Here is a 19,307-nt window from a genome sequence, read left to right as displayed (position 1 = left end):
TGTAATCGGTTCTAAATTTTCAATGCAAGAGATTTAGAACCGATTAAGCGTAAATGCATTAACAGCATGCACCAGCTTCTCTGCTGGAAGTTGCTTGCCGTAGTGTCCGTAGGTCATGCTGGTATTTTTATGCCCTACGATTTGAGCTACCACATGTTCTTCAATATTAGCTTGCTTTAGTTCATCGACGAATGTGTGTCGGAAAGAGTACGCAGTGGGGCGACTACCTGCTTTAAACCCACAAGCAGTCAGAACGTCACCCATGCTGTCTCTGAAATCCTTTGACCAATCGGAATCCTTACCCCGAGGGGTAAAATCAAAGAGCTGCATTTGTTTTTTATCTTGCCGAGATTTCACATATTCGAGAAAGCCCATTTTTATTAACCCTTTATGGATGGGAACTTTCCGTTTAGAAGATGCATTTTTCAGGTGTTGCTGCTCTCCGTTGTCGGTAAAAGAGATGGTTGGTATCGGGCCATCTATGTGGATATCAGCTACTCGAAGTTGGCAAGCTTCCGAAGGACGGCAGCCATGCAACATCATGACTTTAGTGGCCCATTGGAAGGATGAATCCTGCTCTTGAAAAGCACGACTGGCAAGCAGGCGTGTTAGCTCCTTTTCTCCCCAGCGTAGGCGCTGGGAATGAGACGAGGTGTTTTGGGAGGGTAGCTTTACATGTGCAAATGGGTTGTTGGCTATCAGCTCTTGCACGACACACCAATTCATGAATTGTTTGATGGCCGCGAGATAGTCCCTTAAAGTCTTATGGCTTAATCCTCGACCTAAGAGCTTATCTCGATAAGCCATAGCAACGCTACTGGTGATACTCGTTCCTTCCTGTTGCTCTACAAACTTTAAAAAATCCCCATTACGCTGCTTTAACTGCTTAAGAGTGAGGTTAGTGACTTTTTCTAGGCGCTTAGATTCAATAAAACGATTAAGAGCATCATTATTGATGGATGGTATCTGTTTATTTGGCTTGGGCTCATACGTTTCCGAGAGCAGACGACATGTTGAGTCTCCATCACCTGTTTGTTTATTAAAAGAGACTCTAAGCTTGTTAATCTCAGCATTAAGCTTTTGCTTAAAATCTGGAAAGGGTAAAAACTTTGTCTGTGCTAACTCGAAAAGCTCGAAGATTACTTTTGTCTGGTCAAGATTGCGTTTGTAAGCCATACGGCGATCACGCGTGGCTAGGGATAAGCGAATTTCCTTAGGAAAACCGTTTTTTTGAAGGGAAGTCGGGATTGCAACACGTGTGTAGTACACGCTATTAGGTTGTCGAAACAAATACATCTGTATCATCCTCTTGTATTTGTCGACTTTTGAGTTATGAAAACGAAAAAACCGCTGTAAAAACAGCGGTTTAATCTTTAAAAGTGGCGGAGAGATAGGGATTTGAACCCTAGATACGCTATTAACGTATGCCGGTTTTCAAGACCGGTGCTTTCAACCACTCAGCCATCTCTCCGTTGCGGGATGCATAATAGGTATAAGCCCAAGAGTTGTAAAGCATTAATTCACTGCCTATGGTTCAAGTGTTGATAATCTAAACAGCTCAGACGTTAAAACTAAGAGGTTTCAGCCTGAATTAAGCGTAAATCATGAAATAAATACTCTATTGACACTTTTCTAATAAAATAGTGTTTTATTAATATATCATTGATTTTAAAGGGAATAGTGACTTTCGAGAAACAGGTGTACGCCCGAAAGTAATTGCACAATAGTGTGAACTGTTTCAAAATTAACGGATTAACTGAGCAATATGGTCATTTACTGAGGTTTTTATGAAAGTCGCTGACTTATTTAAACATCGTGGTTTAACAAATTCTAAGCAACATTCAGAGCTAGTGCACTGGATGGCTCCTGCAGTGCGCGAGTACTGGGGTGAAATTGTAAATAAGGCTCACAACCGCCACCTGTTTACTCGTCTGCGTGATTTCCATATTCCAGCCGTTAATGATGAAGTGAAGCCAGACGTTGTTCAGCCAGAGCAACCTGCTCAGCCTAAACCAATCCAACTAAAGCCAGAAGCAGAAGCTCTATACCTTGAGCTACAAGCAAAAATCGGCGAAGTGATCCACACTGGTGATTGGCTAGATGTATCACAAGAACGCATCAACCAGTTTGGTCAAGTGACAGAAGACATGCAGTGGATCCATACCGATCCTGAGCGCGCAGCAGAAGAGTCACCTTTTAAAACCACTATTGCTCATGGTTTTTTAACTCTAGCCTTACTGCCTAAGCTAACTGACAGTGTTGACCCTGACAAAAACATGTTCCCGACAGCAAAAATGGTCGTGAACATCGGTCTCAACCAAGTTCGTTTTCCATACCCAGTTAAAGCGGATAACCGTGTTCGAGCAGTCAGCACTCTGTCTAAAGTGACACCAATCCGTAAAGGCTTAGAAATTGAGCGTGAAATCAAGGTTGAGATTGACGGCGTTCGTCGCCCTGGTGCAGTCGTCACTTCGGTAATCCAACTGCACTTTTAAATACAGATTAAAACGAAAAAAGGATACCTCGCTGGTATCCTTTTTTGTTATTGGACTCGGAATTATCGCTGCATTGTGTAGCAACACTCTAGGTCGTAGTCTTCACCGCTTTTACCTGTAAACGCTTTTGCTTCGGTACACGCTTTAGGCTTACCTTTTTCGTCACCTCTTACCAAGCTAATCCAGTGTCGCATCGCTGACATTTCAGAGCTTTCTGATGGAAACATAGTGCACGTTTCTAGCTGGATGTCATCAATAGTTATTAACTCTACACAGCCCGTCCCTTTATGCCCACCAAAGGTTAGCTCTACGTGACTGCCTGTGCCATCACGAAACAGAATTGACGTTGGAGTCTCTTTTTCACCACTGTAAGCGACAAAGTGCTTGTTGCTCTTTAATCCACTGTGAGTGCCATCTTTGAAGTAAGCCACCAAATGACGGTAATCAACCATGTAAGCGGTTACTTCTTGGTGTGAACCGTTCTCAAGCGGGAACATGCGGTCTAGCAGCTGTTTCGCTTTGCTTTGTTTTTCTGAAGATTGCTTCGAGTTTGTTTTCTCTACCGCGAAGACTGCTTCAGCGATAAATGGTTTGTCTTGTTTTTGGATTTCTGTTTTATCGATAGTTAGCATGTTCATAGCGTTTCCCTCGCGGACGGTTATTTCAAAGTAATTGCACAGCTTTATGTCCTAGAGCAAATATTCCAAACTGGTGTTTCATTGATTTGCCAATTTGTGACTTTGCTTACTTTGTATACTAGTGAATTTTTGACTACAATTTCACAACAAAAATTTTACAATGTGAATTTTACAAAATGCCAGTGTCAAAAAGCTTAATTCGTCAGTCCCATTTTTTGGGCACCAAGATAAGAAACCTTCGTAAACGTAACCACTTAACGATGGAAGATCTCTCTGCGCGATGTATTCGGGTTAACCCAGAGTACGCACCCTCGGTGTCATACCTCTCGATGATTGAACGGGGAAAACGAGTCCCAAGCATCGATATGCTCGAAGTGATCGCTGAAGTCTTTCAGAAAGATCCGGCGTGGTTTTTAGATGATGAACCCGAGCAAGCCGATATCACCCCTGATAAAGGGAATCGCGGTGGTATCAATGGAATGGCACTGGAACCGAGCTTTTTGTTTTCAAACGATATACTACAAATAGCCATACCTGAAATGCTCTCTCAGACTGGTATTACTGGCCGCCAGTTTGCGCATTTGCTTATTCGCGCCCATCAAGAAAGCAACCAAAACCATTTTCCTGATTTAGAACGCGCCGCTGAAGAAGTCGGGCTTAAACGCCTAAATCTATCCGCTGAAGACTTGATGGATATCGCACGCAGCTTAGGTTTGACGATTCGTTGGATCTCTCGCCCACCAAAAGACGTTGTTGACGAACTTGGGGTAAGTGCAAAACAAGTGGTAACGTCATTCTTCGAGCCGCCAGGCAGTATCTATCTAAATGAGATACTCAAGCAGTACCCCACTCGCCTTAAGTACGATTTGGCTGTCTATATTGGTCACTGTGTTCTTCATAGCAAAGAAGGGCTAAAGAGCGTGCTCTCTGTTGGTCACGCAAACAGTTGGGAAGAGCATAACCAAGTCGCTCCAACCTCTGAACTCAACTCCCAAGACATTTTACAAGCATGGCGTGACTTCGAGTCGAGCTTCTTTGCGGGCGCTCTGCTCTGCCCCAAGGTTCCATTTAGACAACTGTTGGATAGAAGTGGCTACGAGATAGACGTTCACTTGAAAGCGGGGGTCTCACCGTCGGTTGCCATGCGTCGTATGACTGTCGTTTCCCCTTATCCACATTGGCACTACTTTGATGCTTACGGACAAAACAAACTAAAAGCGGTATATCGAGGGAATGGTATACCTCTCCCTTGGGGGAATATGCGCAAAGTTAACGACCCTTGCCAGCATTGGGCGGTGTTCCGTCGATTATCGGAACCACAGCAAGGCAGCTCTGCACAAATCTCTATTCTGCATGTCGGTGATGAACCAAGAATTTACTGCTGTGAGTCAGTGAATATGACCGACCCAGCGGGTAACAACCGTGTTCTGTGTGCTGGTATCGATTTAAACCCAGCGATTGACGCGCAGGGCGGAAACTCGTTGGAGCTGGCCGAAGAGCTCAAATCACTATGTGTGGGGAACGGAGGAAGCGCAGCCATCCCTCGTCATATGCAAAAAGAGTTTACGACCATCGCGAAAATTCTCAACATCAATTGGATTGAGCGTGGGATTCAAAGTGATGCTAGGGTGATTTGTTCAAGAGGAGCAGTGTGCCCAAGAAAGCCAAGTTGTTACAACGGATGCCAAGAAGATAGCATCGATGTTCAAATGAATAGGTAAGCATTTCCGTACGCTAGATAGAAAAAAAGCCAATCACAATAATCGTGATTGGCTATATATATGTGTGAACAAAATAATAGGTTCACTAACAACGTCAGTTGGCTAGGTGACCCTCGGCTTAATAAGGGTCAATCTTAATAATGCACGGAGCGTGCCAACTTTTAAAACCTTGTTAAGTGCCTATTTAGGTTGTTTTATAGCCCATTTCATAAAAACTAAGCGCATAATTTATTTTCATTTTGCAAAATGAGACAAAATGCAAATCATCCGCTTTGCATTATGCAAATTAAATACTTTCACCTAGCTCAATTTGATAACCGAGATCGATGCACTCTTCCCACTCTTTTTGGCCTTGGAGTCGATTGATCAGCTCTGTCGCTGCGACCTGCCCTATCTGTTCACGAGGGGTAACAACCGTTGCAAGCTTTGGGATCATTGCTTGACTGATATCGTGACCATGGAAACCCGCGATTGCCATTTGTTCTGGGATCTGTATTCCCCGACGTTGACACTCATACAACGCGCCAATCGCCAAATCATCATTAGTACATACGATACCATTAACCTCAGGGTGTCGTTCCACTAGCTGAGACAATAACTTTGCGCCAAGAGTAAACGAAGACGCTTCTTCCGTTTGTAGGCTGACGGGTTCATTACCCGATTCCACCATCGCTTCTTGATACCCTTCCATTTTCAGACGAGTACGCTCATCCATACGAGCCGCAAAGTAAGCAATACGATTTCTTCCTTTCGCAAGAATCGCTTCAGTCATCGCCTTAGATGCCTTCGCGTTATCAAAGCCAACAGCTTGCTCTATTTTATCGGAGTAGCTATCCATGATCTCAATAACGGGGATAGACGCCGTTTGGAGCATCTTTCGGGCTTTCTCTGTGTGAACGTTTTCCGACAAGATGATGGCATCGACATTGTATGAGAGCAAAGAGGCGATGCTCTTTTCCTCTAGTGCTTCACTATAGCCATAGTGAGCAATCATGGTCTGATAACCCGCAGGCGTCGTCACAGACTCGATACCACGAATCACCTCGGCAAAAACTTGGTTCGTTAATGAGGGAACCAAGACACCAATCGCGTTCGACTTCGCATTCGAGAGAATATCAGGCGCACGATTTGGGATGTAACCGAGCTCTTCTACTGCTTGGTTAACTTTATCTTTTACGGTTTCTGAAACGGATGATGGATCTCGTAAGCAACGGCTCACGGTCATCTTGGTGACGCCTACTCGGTCAGCGATGTCTTGTAATGTGGGTCTTTTTTTCTTATTGGCCATGACTGAGTTCTTATTACTGCTTTTAGATGTTACTGGTAACATCATACCTATGAATTGATCTGTTTTTATTGTTGTAGATAACAAAAAAGCGCTCACATCTCTGTGAACGCTCTATTTTTATACGCTTATTTGGCTGCGATTTTCAGCGCTCCAAGTAAGGTGGTATTTGTTTGACTCTTCATCATCAACGCGAGAGTAACTGTGAGCACCAAAGTAGTCTCGTTGTGCTTGCAGCAAGTTGGCTGGAAGCACTTCACAGCGCAAAGAATCGAAATAGCTTAATGCTGAACTAATCGCTGGCATTGGGACTCCGGTTAGCGCAGAGTTTGCAACGGCGGCACGCCAACCAAAAGAGCGGTTGTGGACTTCACCAACAAAGCATTCTGCAAACAGAAGGTTCTCTAGATCGGCATTCGTTTGATAAGCAGAGGTAATGTCTTGTAAGAAGACAGCACGAATAATACATCCCGCGCGCCAAATTTTGGCGATGTGCGCGAAGTCCAGATCCCACCCCTCCTTGATTGATGTCGCTTTCATCAAATCAAAGCCTTGCGCATACACGGATAACTTCGCGCAGTAGAGCGCATCGTGAAGCTCTGCAATGGTTTCTTCTTTGCTAATACCACAACGTGGTTGGACATGCGTTTTTAGAACCTGAGCACCCTTAACACGAGTTGATTTCTGACTGCTTTGTGCGCGGGCAAATACAGCTTGAGCGATCGTCGGAGCAGGCGCACCCTCTTGCAGACTGTTTACCGCTGTCCACAGGCCTGTCCCTTTTTGACCGGCTTTATCTAGCACTACTTCGACAAAAGGCTTTGAAGAAACAGGATCTAACGTTTTCAAGATTTCAGCACTGATCTCCATTAGATAACTGTTAAGCATCCCTGAGTTCCAATCTGCAAAAACGTCACCAATATCTTGAGCAGACATGCCCAATACTTCAGACATGAAATGGTACACTTCACAAATCAGCTGCATATCAGCGTATTCAATACCATTGTGCACCATCTTCACATAGTGCCCCGCCCCCGCAGGACCTAAGTAAGCGGCACAAGGCTCACCTTGATCAAACTGACCCACTGGAAGACCTTTACTATCAACCTTTGCAGAAATGGCTTCCCACATTGGTTTCACGTAGTTCCATGCGTCTTTATCACCACTCGCCATTAGTGAAGGGCCAGTACGTGCACCAACCTCACCACCCGATACCGCGGTAGAGAAAAAACGCAAGCGCCCACGATATTTAGCTTCACGCGCTTCGGTGTCTGTCCAAAGGCTGTTACCAGTATCGATAACAATGTCATCTTGTTCTAAACCCGCGACAAGTAGATCATCAATCACCGCTTCAACTATGTTACCAGCCGGTACTGATAGTGCGATCACGCGTGGCTTCACTAGCGAATCTAGGACGTGATTCAGGTCTGAAGCTTTAACGAAGCTGCCTTTATTTACTTGCTGAGCAAGCGCGTTCGCTTCGGACTGTGCACGTTCGCGGTGTGCTTCGCTGATATCAAAACCCGTAACATCAAAACCTTGGTCAATAAGGTTAAGTGCAAGGCTTTTGCCCATGACACCTAAACCAATCATCGCAATACTTGACTGACTCATGATGCTCGCTCCTCAATCGCAACCAATGACTGTTTCACAACGTCTTCAACGCTAAGTTTGATATCAATGTGTAGCGCTTCATCAGTTGTTGGCTCGACCAGAGCTTCAAACTGACTTTTTAGCATCGCTTCACCATTGAAGTAGTGATTCTCACGCGCCTTATGACGATTCCAAATCGTGTCAAAGTCACCTTTTAGGTAGACGATAACCAGTTCATCATTATTGTGACGAAGGATGTCGCGGTATGAAGGTTTAAGCGCTGAGCATGCAATTACCGCGGCATCATTCTCGGTGTAAACCTTATTAAGAGTTTCTAACCAGCCTTGGCGGTCATCATCATTAAGAGGAATACCTTCAGCCATCTTGTCCACATTCGCTTGTGGGTGGTAATCATCACCATCATGGAAAGGTAGGTTTAGAGCGTTAGCAATCTCGCTACCAATCAAGCTTTTACCGCAGCCTGAAACGCCCATTACTAAGATTTTTTTCGCTTTCATTGGACAATACTATCCTTAGCCTCCAACTCTCACTGGAGGCTGTCTCTATAATCTGGAAATATTTTCTAAGGGGTCATCGAGGTTTAAGGTGGTGGACTATTTCCACCACATTGCTAGGTCTGGGAATACAATTACAAGACCAAGAACGAAAACCTGTAGTGCGATAAATGGCAGTAGTGAACTGAAAATCTCGCCTAGGCTGATGTCTTTTGGCGCTACCGATTTCAGGTAGAACGCTGCCGGACCAAACGGCGGTGATAGGAACGACACCTGCATGTTCAGACAGAACACCACACCGAACCATACTGGGTCGTAACCAAGACTTGTAATGATTGGTACGAAGATTGGCATAGTCAGTAGTGCTACACCTACCCAGTCAAGGAACATACCTAGAACCAGTAAGATAACCATCATGATAAGCAGGGTTGCAATCGGGCTGCCGCCACTTAGACCAAGAATAACTTCTTCAACAAAGTCGATACCGCCCATCAGGTTGTAGATGCCTACCAATGCACTTGCACCGATACCGATCCACATGATCATGCCACAAGTACGCATCGTCGCGATGGCACTCTCTTTCAACATGTTGAAGTTAAGCTCACCACGGATAGCCGCTGAAATCATGATACCTACAACACCCAGGGCTGACGCTTCTGTTACCGAAGCAATACCTGTGTAGATGCTACCTAGAACTGTCGCGACCGAAAGCAATGGGAAGAACAGTGCCTTAAAGTAGCTTGGCTGATTCGCCATATCTTCTTCGATCTCAGCATCACTTGGGATTGGAGCCAAAGAAGGGTTTAGCTTACAACGAATAAGTACATAACCGATGTAACAACCTGCCAGAATAAAGGCCGGTAGGAACGACGCTTTAAATAGGTCACCGATTGAAACACTCGCCGTCATACCGTAGATGATAAGAACGATAGATGGTGGAAGCATGGTACCTAACGCGCCACCCGCACACGTTGTACCGATAGCAAGTTTACGGTCATAACCCAAGCGCAGCATTTGTGGCAGTGCAAGAATACCGAGAAGGACCGTTTCGCCGCCGATAACACCTGACATTGATGCCAAAAGTACCGCAACCAATAACGTCTGAACGGCAACACCACCGCGAACTCGACGGCCAACAGATTTCATTGCATCAAACAAGTCGCGTGCAATGCCTGAACGGTCAAGCAACGCTGCCATCAAGACGAACATTGGAACCGCTAAGAAAACATAACCTGATGCAAAACTGTAGGTACGGCTAGCAATCAGAGGTAGTGCGTCTGGACCAAACCAAAACAGCGTGAAAAAGATAGCAACAAAACCTGTTACGAACGCCAGTTGCATACCTGTTAGTAGCAAGCCGATCATCATAACCAGCATGAGGATACTGCCCCATGCAATGCCAATAGAGGATAAATCAAACATCGTCTTTCTTCCCTAGCCCTACAATCTCTTGGATTAGGTGCAATACAAACTGGACAACAAGAACACACAGACAAACAAAGATGATGCCTTTAAGAAGTGCTGGGTACGGCGCATTGAGTACCGAACCTGAAGTTTCAAGACGTAGGTCACCCCATGGTGTAAACCAAGACTCTTGAACCATTGAATAAGAGGCGTAAGCCAACATGCCCGAAAACGCTAAGCCCACAACATGGTGAACTAGATTCAAGTACTTGCGAGTTTGAGCAGAGACTGAATCGTAAATAAGTACGACTCGAACGTGTTTATTAGCAGCAAAAGCGTAGATACCACCAACAATGAACAGTGAACCACCGACAAAAGAGGCGGTTTCATGAACCCACGTTGTTGGTGCATCGAAGGCGTAACGCATCACGACTTCGTAGAATGAGATAAGTACGGTCAGAATGAAGAACCAACTTAATAGATTACTGATTTTAATAATGGTTCTATCAAGAATGTTTCTTGGTTGCTCATCAGGCTCTGGTGGCGTGTGGGGCTTATTATCAGTCATAAAGGGGAATCCTGAAAAAAGAAGGAGGGCTTTCGCCCTCCTGAGAGAAGCTAATCAAATGCGTTTAGCTTAAAGAAGACCGTTAGTCTCTAGGAACGTTGTTACAGAGTCGTATACTTTTTGTGCATTAGGAGAACGCTCTGCAAATACTTTCCATTGGCCTTTAGCGATTTCACGGAATTTCTTACGCTCTTCGTCAGACCAGTTGTGAATAGTAATTTTTGGGTTTGCTTGCGCTTCTTTCACTGCCGCTTGGTCAGCCATTTTCAGCTGAGTCGTCATGTCGTATGAGAAATCACGAACTGACGTTTGCAGTATTGTTTGAAGATCTGCAGGCATTTTGTCCCACTTCTTCTGTGATACAGAGATATCAATCAGAGGCAGTGAGTGGAAACCAGGTTGAACTGGGTGCGTTGCGATGTCGTTCATGCCTGCTTTTTGGTTAGTCGAGAATACAGTGTAATCCGCAGCATCGATAACGCCTTTGCTCAGACCAGTAAATACTTCTGAACCTGGAAGGTTAACTGGCGTTGCACCTGCTGCTGCGAATACTTGCTGAACAAGACCTTCAGGAGCACGCAGTTTTAGACCTTTAAGGTCATCAACACCGTCAATTGGCTTTTTAGAGATGAATGATTCAACACCCGTCGTTGAAGCACCGACAAACTTCACACCGTATGGCGCGTAAAGCTCTGTCATTAGCTCGTTACCACCACCATAGTTCATGTATTGCAGTAGTTGAGTTGTGTCTGACCAAGCACCAACCATGTTACCGATAAGACCAAACGCTGGATCTTTACCTGAGAAGTAGCCTGTTGCTGTCACTTGACCGTCAAGGATACCCATCTTAATCGCGCCTAGCGTTTCAGTGTGTTTTACCACGGCACCTACAGGCAATAGGTCGATTTCGATTCGGCCGTTAGACATTGTCTCTACACGTTCAGCCCAGTTTTGCTGAACTTTAAAGTTCAAGTCACCAGATGGATCTGAAGATTGGATTTTCAGCGTAAAGTCAGCAGCAAGTGCTGAAACTGAGAATAGACCAGTGATCGAAGCAGCAAGTAGAGTTTTGGTCATTGCTTTCATAGTAGAGGTATCCTTTTTTCGTTTCAGTTATCCAATCGAGTCAAAGTCGACTCTTTGGTTTACGTCCGGGTATAGTTTTTATGTTACCGGTAACGTTTGAGCGCATGTTACCGGTAACAAGACGTCATTTACTATGACTATTGTCACATTTGTAATTTACTAACCCCAAAGAATTAACAATTAGAAATGAAAGTGTGACGGCCGACACGCAAACGTTCAAATAGACTCATATTGCTTTAGGGTTTGTAGACCTAATGTTGGCGGAAGACCCAAATAGGGCCAATCAGTAGAAACTGCACATCTTCGAAGAAAGAGGGCTTTTTACCTTCGATCTTGTGGCCAATGAATTGAAACAGCCATAACACCGAAAAGAGAACTAAAGAGACTAATAAGACCGATAACTGCATAAGTTCAATCGACCAAATCAAAGCGATACACGCCAGAAGAAAACCCAGCATCATTAAGAAAACTGAAAGGGAGAGTTTGAAGTAAAACACCATGACAGGAACGGCAGCAACCCATACCCAATTGAGGGTAAGACCAAATAGATCAATGGGTGGCACCGACCAAATCAAACCGACGACCGACAGAAAGATCCCCGGCACCGCTACTTTATGAATCTTTTGATTGATGGTGTTTTGGTGACTTTCACCGTACTCACTTAACCATTCGGACAGACTCTTCATAAACGCTCTCAATTAGAAATAGATTACTATTTCTATAGCACGAGATCTGAGCGTCTGCTGACATTGAGGTTTAATTTGATAATGATCTGCTGTTTTGACGGCGCTTCTCTTCATACATGCGAATGTCAGCTAACTTCAACATGTCATCAATATCGTCGAATTCGGATTTGTAATGTGCGTAACCGACACTGACACTGAGATTAATTAGATGCTGATCATAAATAACGGGGGTGTGACAGATTGCCTTTTGCAGTTCAATGTTAATCACATCGATATCTTCAACGCGATCAATACGCGAAAGCAAGACTAGAAATTCGTCTCCACCGATACGAGCAACCACATCGGATGCACGCAAAGCCCCTTTTAATCGCTGCGCTGTCGCCACTAACACTTTATCGCCAGCAGCGTGACCATAGGTATCGTTAATTGACTTAAAGTTGTCTAAGTCGATATTGAGGATGGCAAACTTATCTTTGTTTAGATTCTTTGCTGCCGCGTCAAAATGCTCGTTTAAGGTGTACATAAAATAGCGACGGTTAGGCAACTTTGTCAGTTCATCGTGCAATGAACGCGCGCTCGCCTGAGCATAAAGACGATAGGTAGTGACAAAGGCAATCAATAAGATAACAATCATAGGGTAGCCAAGCAGACGTACTGCATGCACCCGATACCACTCACTGTTTGCCAACAGGTCTTCTCGTGTCGAGGCCGAAATTACCCAACTGCCGTAAGGAAAATGCACCGATTCAATCGCGAAAGCATTATCGAAGGTTTGTTGCGCCCCATAGAAAACCTCACCGTCAGCACCTGAACTATCCAACCCGCGCATAGCGATGTTGTACCTGTGTTCGAATGTTTCAATGCCCGCATCAACAAAGAGAGAATCAAGGGAGATGACCACGCTGCATACCCCCCAATATTGAGTATTGTAGGGAGGATCGGAAAATATCGGCACGCGAGCAATCAATCCTTGACCGCCTTGGACTAGATTAACGGGGCCAGCGATGAAGATTTCTTGTACTTCTTGCGCTTTTTTCACCGTACGCCACTGACTCGGAATCGTTCGGTAATCTAACCCTAATGCCTTTTCATTCCCCTCCTCAGGGTAGATATATCGAATCACATCATCTGGAGCAAGGCCGATAACTTGTATATGGCGACTACGGCGTAAGATGCTTGAGGCAATCAAATCCCAGCCTGAAAACTCAAACTCGGGGTTTGCTGCAACCAAAGCAGAAAGGCCATTAGAAACATAGATATCAGAAACAATAGCGGCTTCGAGTTCAGAGCGAACAATCGAAAGCTCCTCTTTAGCACGAGCAAGCAAGCTATCACGCAAAAAAGATTTCTGACTACGATCCAATGACTCAATTAGGCCAATAGAAAACAAAAAAGTAACCAAAAACAGAGCATTAACATAGTAATGCTTGCCTCGATAGTCGGCCATCCATCCCCCGCGGCGCTCAATGCAATCAAAACACTGGATATTGCTTTCCCGTGTGTGACATTCCAATGACTGTGTTTTTTATATTTTTATTAGTTATATAAAACGTACAATAATTTGAGGGAGTTTTCACCGATAATAGATAAATTTATTGATAAGCAACCGCAATATTGTTACTTTATTTATGGTACAGCATACAAAAATAAGCCGGGACCATGCCGATTTCGCCATTCAATTTACTTATACTTTCACGCTCAAGCCTGAACGTACTACTGACCCAATTGGGCATAATTGTTGGTGTTCTACTCAGCTTTCAGATTTCTGATTGGTTCCAGCTTCACACTGAACGAGTTCATATTCTCTCCTTTACCGCGGCTTTAATTTCCGCTTTGCTTATCCGCGAACGCGCAAAGGCTCTCCCCGCGATCATTGTTGCCTTGCTGTTCCATTATCTATTTGTTTCTCAACGCGACCCCTCTGTCGCCGTCGCATTCTCTCTTCTTCTGCCGACGGTTGTGTATCTGTTTACTCGTATTTATTTAGGCTTGATTGAGTCCTTTGAACGCGACAACTTTACGCTTCAAGCGATTGTCTATCTCTCGGTAATGGTCGTGGTTTATCCCATTGCTATCACCATTGCTATCGTTATGGTGACTCAAGCGTTCAGCTACCCATTTATGGATGATCTGCACTATTACGGCTATGCGATCCTCAGCAGCGCATTGACACAAGTGCTGCTTACTCCGCTACTGCTTACCGTACTGGCTTACTTCAATCCCTCTCAGCGCACCACCTTGCTTAACGTGGACAAAGAGATGCGAGAGCGTGGTGAGCACAAAGGCTTCTACCGACCTTGGTTCATCATCAGCTCGGTGATTTTGCTTACCGCATTTGTCGCCGACGATCTGCTTACCCTCAATGCGTTGTGCATTATTCTCGTTCCGGTGATTGGCGTCGGTTTGGGCAGCTTTGGTTTCCTTCAGCCGAGTTTATTGACACTCTGTCTGAGCTTAATCAGTACTTATAGCTCGGTAAACGCGCTTGATTCTGGGCAAATCACCATTGAGACGTTCTACAGTTTGATCGCCATCCTGTTCACGATCACCAGTGTTATCTTCTTGATGGTCGCACAAGCGGTTAAAAACCACCGGACTTTGAAAGCCGTCATATTGAGCGAACGACGCGACCCATACACCAAGCTCTATTCAATGGCGCAGCTGCAAGACGATGTCAGTACCATTGAGAAGCCAGCGTTGATTTTGATTGATCTCTCTGTCACCACTCAGAGACTCAAAACCCTCGGCCTAGCAGGGAAAGGTGAACTCGTTCAACAACTCGCTCGTCACTTGGCACTGCACAATCCTTTGTGCCATAACGCCTATATCGCCCCTTTCACGACCAGTTTGATTTACTTAACTGAGCAATCGGAATACAACAACCGCAAGTTACACCAACTCAACGAGATGGTTCAGCAGTTCAGCTTTAATTGGCAAGAACGTTCGATTAAGGTCCTCAACCCAAAAATCCTTCATGGTGTGATTCCACCCGGTCATGAAATAAACCGCACCGTCTCGGCACTCTGTTCACAAGCGGCAAACAGCCAACCTTTTATGTCTGTGATTAAAGTTGACCTGTCAGAAGTCGAGTCTCAAGACATCTCCAAACTGAGTCAAATCCAGTCGGCGTTTGATAACGATGCTTTTGAGCTCTATTGCCAACCTTATAAAGCTCTGCAACAGGACGTAGACGCCCTATCATTTGAAGTGCTACTGCGCCTTCCTAACCAGCAAGGCAACGTCTTAGCACCAGCAGAGTTCTTCCCGCTCATTCATGAATTTGGCTTAGAGGTTGAGCTCGATAAATGGGTGATACGCAATACATTCAAAATTTTGCAATTGCATGTAACTGACTGGGCTAAGATCGATCATTGCTGTATCAACCTGACAGCACAAGCCCTCACCTATAAGGGCTTAACGGACGAAATCGTTGCAAAAGCGCGAGAATTTGGTATTCCGCTTCATAAGATCTGTTTTGAGATCACCGAGAGCCAACCCCTCGAAGATGAACTGCAAGCCTCTCTCAATATCGCCTCGTTACAATCTCACGGATGTAAGATTGCACTGGATGACTTTGGAACAGGCTATGCCTCTTTCGACTACTTACGCCGAATTCCTGTTGATGTGTTGAAGATCGATGGTTCTTTTGTTGCTCAGATTGATACCGATGCCACCGACAAAGCCATTGTCAGCAACATTAGCCACATCGCACAAAGTATGGGATTACAAACCGTCGCAGAATTTGTTGAGTCCGAAGTGCATGCTGACATCCTGAAAGAGCTCAATATTCACTACGCACAAGGGTTTGGTATCGCGAAACCAAGACCACTCATTGACGAGCTTTTATCGCTTTAAGCGCCATCATTTTGATTCTTTACCGATATCTGACTGATTGCTCACATAGATGTTGAGAATATCTGATAACTTTAAATAGTAGACAATTCCTACTGTTGAAAAGGTTATCTTATGCGTGGAAAGATTCTGAGTATCTGTTTAGGGCTAGCGTTAAGCCAAGCTGCTATCGCATCACCACAGCAAGAAAGTTTCATTGCATCTGCCGACCTCATCCGCGACACCTACGAGAGCCAACTCTATACGTTGCCAGCCTTTAAAGAAGGCCATTATGGTTTACGTATGTTTAGACAAACGCTAGATACCAAATACTCAGCAGCAGTTTGGAGTGATATGGCGAGAGTGGCGAGTCGACTTAACAAATTCGCAGAAGAAGTCCATACCCCTGAGCAAATCTTACTCTACTCTGAAAAACGTATCGCTGGCTATGTGGGTGAGAACGACGAACGGAGTGCCCGCCGATACATGGTGACAAAACACATGCCTGAGTACCTCTATTTGGGCGTCGATTTACTAGGCTCCATGGCAAGAGCCAATGAGTATGGATTGAAGCATGTAGAGGACGATAAGTTACGTCAGGTTATTCGCCGCTATGACTTCAATAAATACGCAACTGACCCAGAGATGATCAAAGCCTGGGCCGCTCAATTGGCGAACCAAGTATTTTGGCTACGCCAACTCAACGAGCAAGATGTCGTTGAGCCATTTATTAAAACCTTTCAGCAAACGTATCCTGATCATCTCGATAAAAAGCTCTCCAAGCAGCAATATGGCAACAAACTCTATGGCCTAACGCACATTATCTTTGCCGAATCCGAATACTATCAACACAAGGTCGATGAAAAGCAGTATCAGTGGATCTACGACTACTTCCGTGAAAATATCGACACGATTCTCCTAAGAGCCAAAGAGGATGTGATTGCCGAAGTGGGCATTAGCTTCCTACTTGCAGGTCTGGACAATGACCCTGTGGTTGAAAAGACGCGCTTAGCCATTCAGAAATCAATCAACCAAGAAAAAGGGATGATTCCATCTATAACTGGTGACTTTGATATCGTCTATGGCGAGCACCGCAACGTTCTCGCCATCATGTTGCTGGACTGGCAACGCGTTAATGAAGCGCCAACCGCACAAGAGCACCCGAAAGTGTTCTCTAACCTGCCATATGGCTTGATAGCGCAGTAAGCGTTACTCGTTAAATTGCCGATGGCCTTAGGCGCGCAACACAAATCGGGAATAAGACCACCAGCATGTTAGCGGCAACAATCAGAGTCAGCCCTAACAGTTGTGTCAACGTGTAGCTTTCGTTGAAGAACATCGCCTGCCAGAGTGCCGTAAACAGTAAGTTAGTGAAAATGAGCGGTGCCAATTGCGATCCTGATTCGACCAAGCGGTAGGCTTTCGCTCGAAAAACCTGCGTATTGATGATCAAAGCAGACACCGCCAAAAGCACAACACAAATCAGCCCGATCGGCGCTGTCTGTTGATTGATGACCAACGGTGCAGTGCTTGAAGTAAATAGAAGGTAGGGCACTAGCAATATCGCCGCATAAAGAAACGTCCACAGATTGATCTGCAAGGCATTGAGCTTCGATTTACTAATGCGATACAAACTAAGTTGAGAGCCAGCATTGAACAACCCCGACGCTAATCCAACCAGCAGTTCAATCCGAAATGACACGCCTGAAACATCGCCCGCCAGAAGCAACACACCGCCAAATGTGGCAATCACGCCGACCACGGATATCCATTGAAGTTTGGTTGAAAATATAAGCCTTTCTAACACAGGCAAGAATAGTGGGCCGGTGCCAAATAGCACCACACTCTCAACGAGTGAAAGATGATTTAACGAATAGATAAAGCATACCTGACAGCTCGCAATACACAGCGCTCGAATCCATATTGCACGATTTAACTCGCCAACGGGTCGAGTTAATACAACTCTGAACAGCAATAAGATCATAGCCGCAGGTATTAAAAACCTTAAGAAGCTGAGTAGAGCAGGTTCAAGGTACTGACCTAAATATTTGGAAAACAGTCCAGTCAGTGACAAACTGAACGTAGACGCTAACATGAAGAGTGTTGGGTACAACTGGTTTGGCATACATCCCCCTATTTGCCCTAAGTCTACTCCTTGATAGCGTGAACAAATAACGAGATTAATTGACACGATTGGTTAGAAAAACTTACAGATGAAGAAAGCACACCCAGCGCCGTTAAAATCACTCTACGCTTTTGTCGCCGTTGCAGAAACAGGCAGTATGACGGAAGCAGCAGCGCAGTTATACGTCAGTCACTCTGCAGTCAGTCAAGCCATCAAATCTTTGGAAACGCAGTTAGGTCAAAATCTGTTTAACCGTGCAGGTCGTCACGTCACTCTAAACGCGACAGGCAGAGCCTACTACAAACGTATCGCTCCCCCCTTAGAACAAATTTCTCGAGCAACTCAACAATTGATTGATGACAAGCAATCGCACCGACTGACACTCAATATGGTCAACTCTCTTGCGATGCATTGGTGGATTCCACGTGTTCACAAACTCAATCAGTATGCGCCAAACCTTGATGTTCGAATTTCAAACTTGATCGGTCAATTTGTGATGGAGAATGAAGGTGTCGATGTTGCCATCATTCACGGGCACACCAATGAATGGCAAGATTACTACTGTGAAAAGCTCGCGGATGATGAGTTGATCATGGTAGCTAGCCCTGAGCTTGCGAAAGGTCACCACTCACCTGAAGAACTGCTGAACCACTATCCAGCCATATTGGTCACCAACGATCGCCGTAAATACGATTGGAAGATCTGGTGTGAGGCTCACCATTTACCCATTCCAGACGCCGTAAACAATCTCAATTTTGTCGCCTCCATTCAGGCCGTTCAAGCAGCGACACGTCACTTAGGGGTATTTGTTACTCATCGGGTATTTGTTAAAGAAGAAGTTAAACTTGGCTATCTCGTTGAAGTGGGGCAACCGGTTTTAAACCCTCATCAAAGTTTCTACTTCGCCTGCCAACAGGCCAAATTAAAAAATGAAAATGTGCTTTTACTTCGTAACTGGATACGCAGAGAGTTTGAAACCGAGTCATAAGCACCCATTGTACAAATAGTTGTAGACCAATTACTTATAAGGCTGCGCTATTAATCATTATATCGATATAAGATTCTATAAAATTAGAAGTGTCAATAATATAGCACTCTTCCCCCTAATGCTTATCGAGCAAGGATTCAGATATGTGTCAAAATTCAGTACATATAGACCAATAATCAGGATTATAAGCATGTAGGCGCACATTTGTGCTTAAGTTTCCTCTCTTTTAAGAAATTTGCCATCGCTTCAAGCAACTATTTTTCATCTAAACTTTAGTTGCAGGACTATATCGATGAGCAAAAGGGAATATGCCACAACTAGCCGGTAGAAAAATTGAAGAAATGGCGGATATTCGCGCCACACGAAAGTGCA

Annotated in this window: 16 protein-coding genes and 1 tRNA gene; 5 read left to right on the top strand and 12 right to left on the bottom strand. The window is 44.8% G+C overall.

Annotated elements, in window-relative coordinates:
• Positions 1-33 precede the first annotated feature (33 nt).
• Entirely contained in the window at positions 34-1,296 is a 1,263-nt protein-coding gene (locus tag F0231_RS01125; protein WP_171757873.1) for a tyrosine-type recombinase/integrase, read from the bottom strand.
• An 84-nt stretch (positions 1,297-1,380) separates the two neighbouring features.
• A tRNA-Ser gene (locus F0231_RS01120) sits at positions 1,381-1,471 on the bottom strand.
• A 316-nt stretch (positions 1,472-1,787) separates the two neighbouring features.
• On the opposite strand from F0231_RS01120, the gene F0231_RS01115 reads away from it, so the two are divergent.
• The gene (locus F0231_RS01115; protein ID WP_171757872.1) at positions 1,788-2,495 is read left to right on the top strand and encodes a MaoC family dehydratase; all 708 of its coding nucleotides are present in this window, start codon (positions 1,788-1,790) and stop codon (positions 2,493-2,495) included.
• A 62-nt stretch (positions 2,496-2,557) separates the two neighbouring features.
• Here F0231_RS01115 and F0231_RS01110 read toward each other — a convergent pair whose 3' ends face one another.
• A complete protein-coding gene (locus F0231_RS01110) occupies positions 2,558-3,133 on the bottom strand; it encodes a hypothetical protein (RefSeq protein WP_171757871.1) in 576 nt (191 codons plus the stop codon).
• A 176-nt stretch (positions 3,134-3,309) separates the two neighbouring features.
• On the opposite strand from F0231_RS01110, the gene F0231_RS01105 reads away from it, so the two are divergent.
• Positions 3,310-4,854 (top strand): DUF3612 domain-containing protein, encoded by a 1,545-nt coding sequence (locus F0231_RS01105; protein WP_171757870.1) that lies wholly within the window; start codon positions 3,310-3,312, stop codon positions 4,852-4,854.
• A gap of 286 nt (positions 4,855-5,140) precedes the next feature.
• On the opposite strand, the gene gntR is transcribed toward F0231_RS01105, so the two are convergent.
• The 8 genes from gntR to F0231_RS01065 form a co-directional block, all read right to left on the bottom strand.
• Positions 5,141-6,142 carry a gluconate operon transcriptional repressor GntR gene (gene gntR, locus F0231_RS01100; RefSeq protein ID WP_171757869.1) on the bottom strand — a complete coding sequence of 334 codons (1,002 nt, stop codon included), beginning with the start codon at positions 6,140-6,142 and terminating at the stop codon, positions 5,141-5,143.
• A 117-nt stretch (positions 6,143-6,259) separates the two neighbouring features.
• Complete coding sequence (gene gndA / locus F0231_RS01095) at positions 6,260-7,753, bottom strand: NADP-dependent phosphogluconate dehydrogenase (protein ID WP_171757868.1); 1,494 nt, start codon at positions 7,751-7,753, stop codon at positions 6,260-6,262.
• On the bottom strand, positions 7,750-8,250 hold the full coding sequence (locus F0231_RS01090) for a gluconokinase (RefSeq protein ID WP_171757867.1): 501 nt from the start codon (positions 8,248-8,250) through the stop codon (positions 7,750-7,752). Before F0231_RS01090 ends, gndA begins: the two co-directional genes overlap by 4 nt.
• Positions 8,251-8,346: 96 nt before the next feature.
• Positions 8,347-9,669 carry a TRAP transporter large permease subunit gene (locus tag F0231_RS01085; RefSeq protein ID WP_171757866.1) on the bottom strand — a complete coding sequence of 441 codons (1,323 nt, stop codon included), beginning with the start codon at positions 9,667-9,669 and terminating at the stop codon, positions 8,347-8,349.
• A complete protein-coding gene (locus tag F0231_RS01080; protein WP_171757865.1) occupies positions 9,662-10,219 on the bottom strand; it encodes a TRAP transporter small permease subunit in 558 nt (185 codons plus the stop codon). The genes F0231_RS01085 and F0231_RS01080 overlap by 8 nt, the downstream gene beginning before the upstream one ends.
• A 69-nt stretch (positions 10,220-10,288) precedes the next feature.
• Positions 10,289-11,305, bottom strand: a complete 1,017-nt coding sequence (locus tag F0231_RS01075) for a TRAP transporter substrate-binding protein (RefSeq protein ID WP_171757864.1) — start codon at positions 11,303-11,305, stop codon at positions 10,289-10,291.
• 251 nt (positions 11,306-11,556) lie between these two features.
• On the bottom strand, positions 11,557-11,991 hold the full coding sequence (locus F0231_RS01070; RefSeq protein ID WP_171757863.1) for a DUF962 domain-containing protein: 435 nt from the start codon (positions 11,989-11,991) through the stop codon (positions 11,557-11,559).
• Positions 11,992-12,061: 70 nt separating this feature from the next.
• The gene (locus F0231_RS01065) at positions 12,062-13,438 is read right to left on the bottom strand and encodes a diguanylate cyclase (RefSeq protein ID WP_171757862.1); all 1,377 of its coding nucleotides are present in this window, start codon (positions 13,436-13,438) and stop codon (positions 12,062-12,064) included.
• 212 nt (positions 13,439-13,650) lie between these two features.
• Here F0231_RS01065 and F0231_RS01060 point away from each other — a divergent pair, with 212 nt between their 5' ends.
• Both F0231_RS01060 and F0231_RS01055 read left to right on the top strand, forming a co-directional pair.
• Positions 13,651-15,846 carry an EAL domain-containing protein gene (locus tag F0231_RS01060; RefSeq protein WP_171757861.1) on the top strand — a complete coding sequence of 732 codons (2,196 nt, stop codon included), beginning with the start codon at positions 13,651-13,653 and terminating at the stop codon, positions 15,844-15,846.
• 111 nt (positions 15,847-15,957) lie between these two features.
• The gene (locus F0231_RS01055; protein ID WP_171757860.1) at positions 15,958-17,028 is read left to right on the top strand and encodes a DUF3541 domain-containing protein; all 1,071 of its coding nucleotides are present in this window, start codon (positions 15,958-15,960) and stop codon (positions 17,026-17,028) included.
• Positions 17,029-17,038: 10 nt separating this feature from the next.
• Here F0231_RS01055 and F0231_RS01050 read toward each other — a convergent pair whose 3' ends face one another.
• Entirely contained in the window at positions 17,039-17,947 is a 909-nt protein-coding gene (locus F0231_RS01050; protein ID WP_171757859.1) for a DMT family transporter, read from the bottom strand.
• An 88-nt stretch (positions 17,948-18,035) separates the two neighbouring features.
• On the opposite strand from F0231_RS01050, the gene F0231_RS01045 reads away from it, so the two are divergent.
• The gene (locus F0231_RS01045; RefSeq protein WP_171757858.1) at positions 18,036-18,935 is read left to right on the top strand and encodes a LysR substrate-binding domain-containing protein; all 900 of its coding nucleotides are present in this window, start codon (positions 18,036-18,038) and stop codon (positions 18,933-18,935) included.
• Positions 18,936-19,307 lie beyond the last annotated feature (372 nt).

Origin of the sequence: Vibrio sp. RE86 (assembly GCF_013114545.1) — a bacterium.
In the GTDB taxonomy this organism is placed as follows: domain Bacteria; phylum Pseudomonadota; class Gammaproteobacteria; order Enterobacterales; family Vibrionaceae; genus Vibrio.
This window is presented reverse-complemented; position numbering and strand designations above follow the sequence as displayed.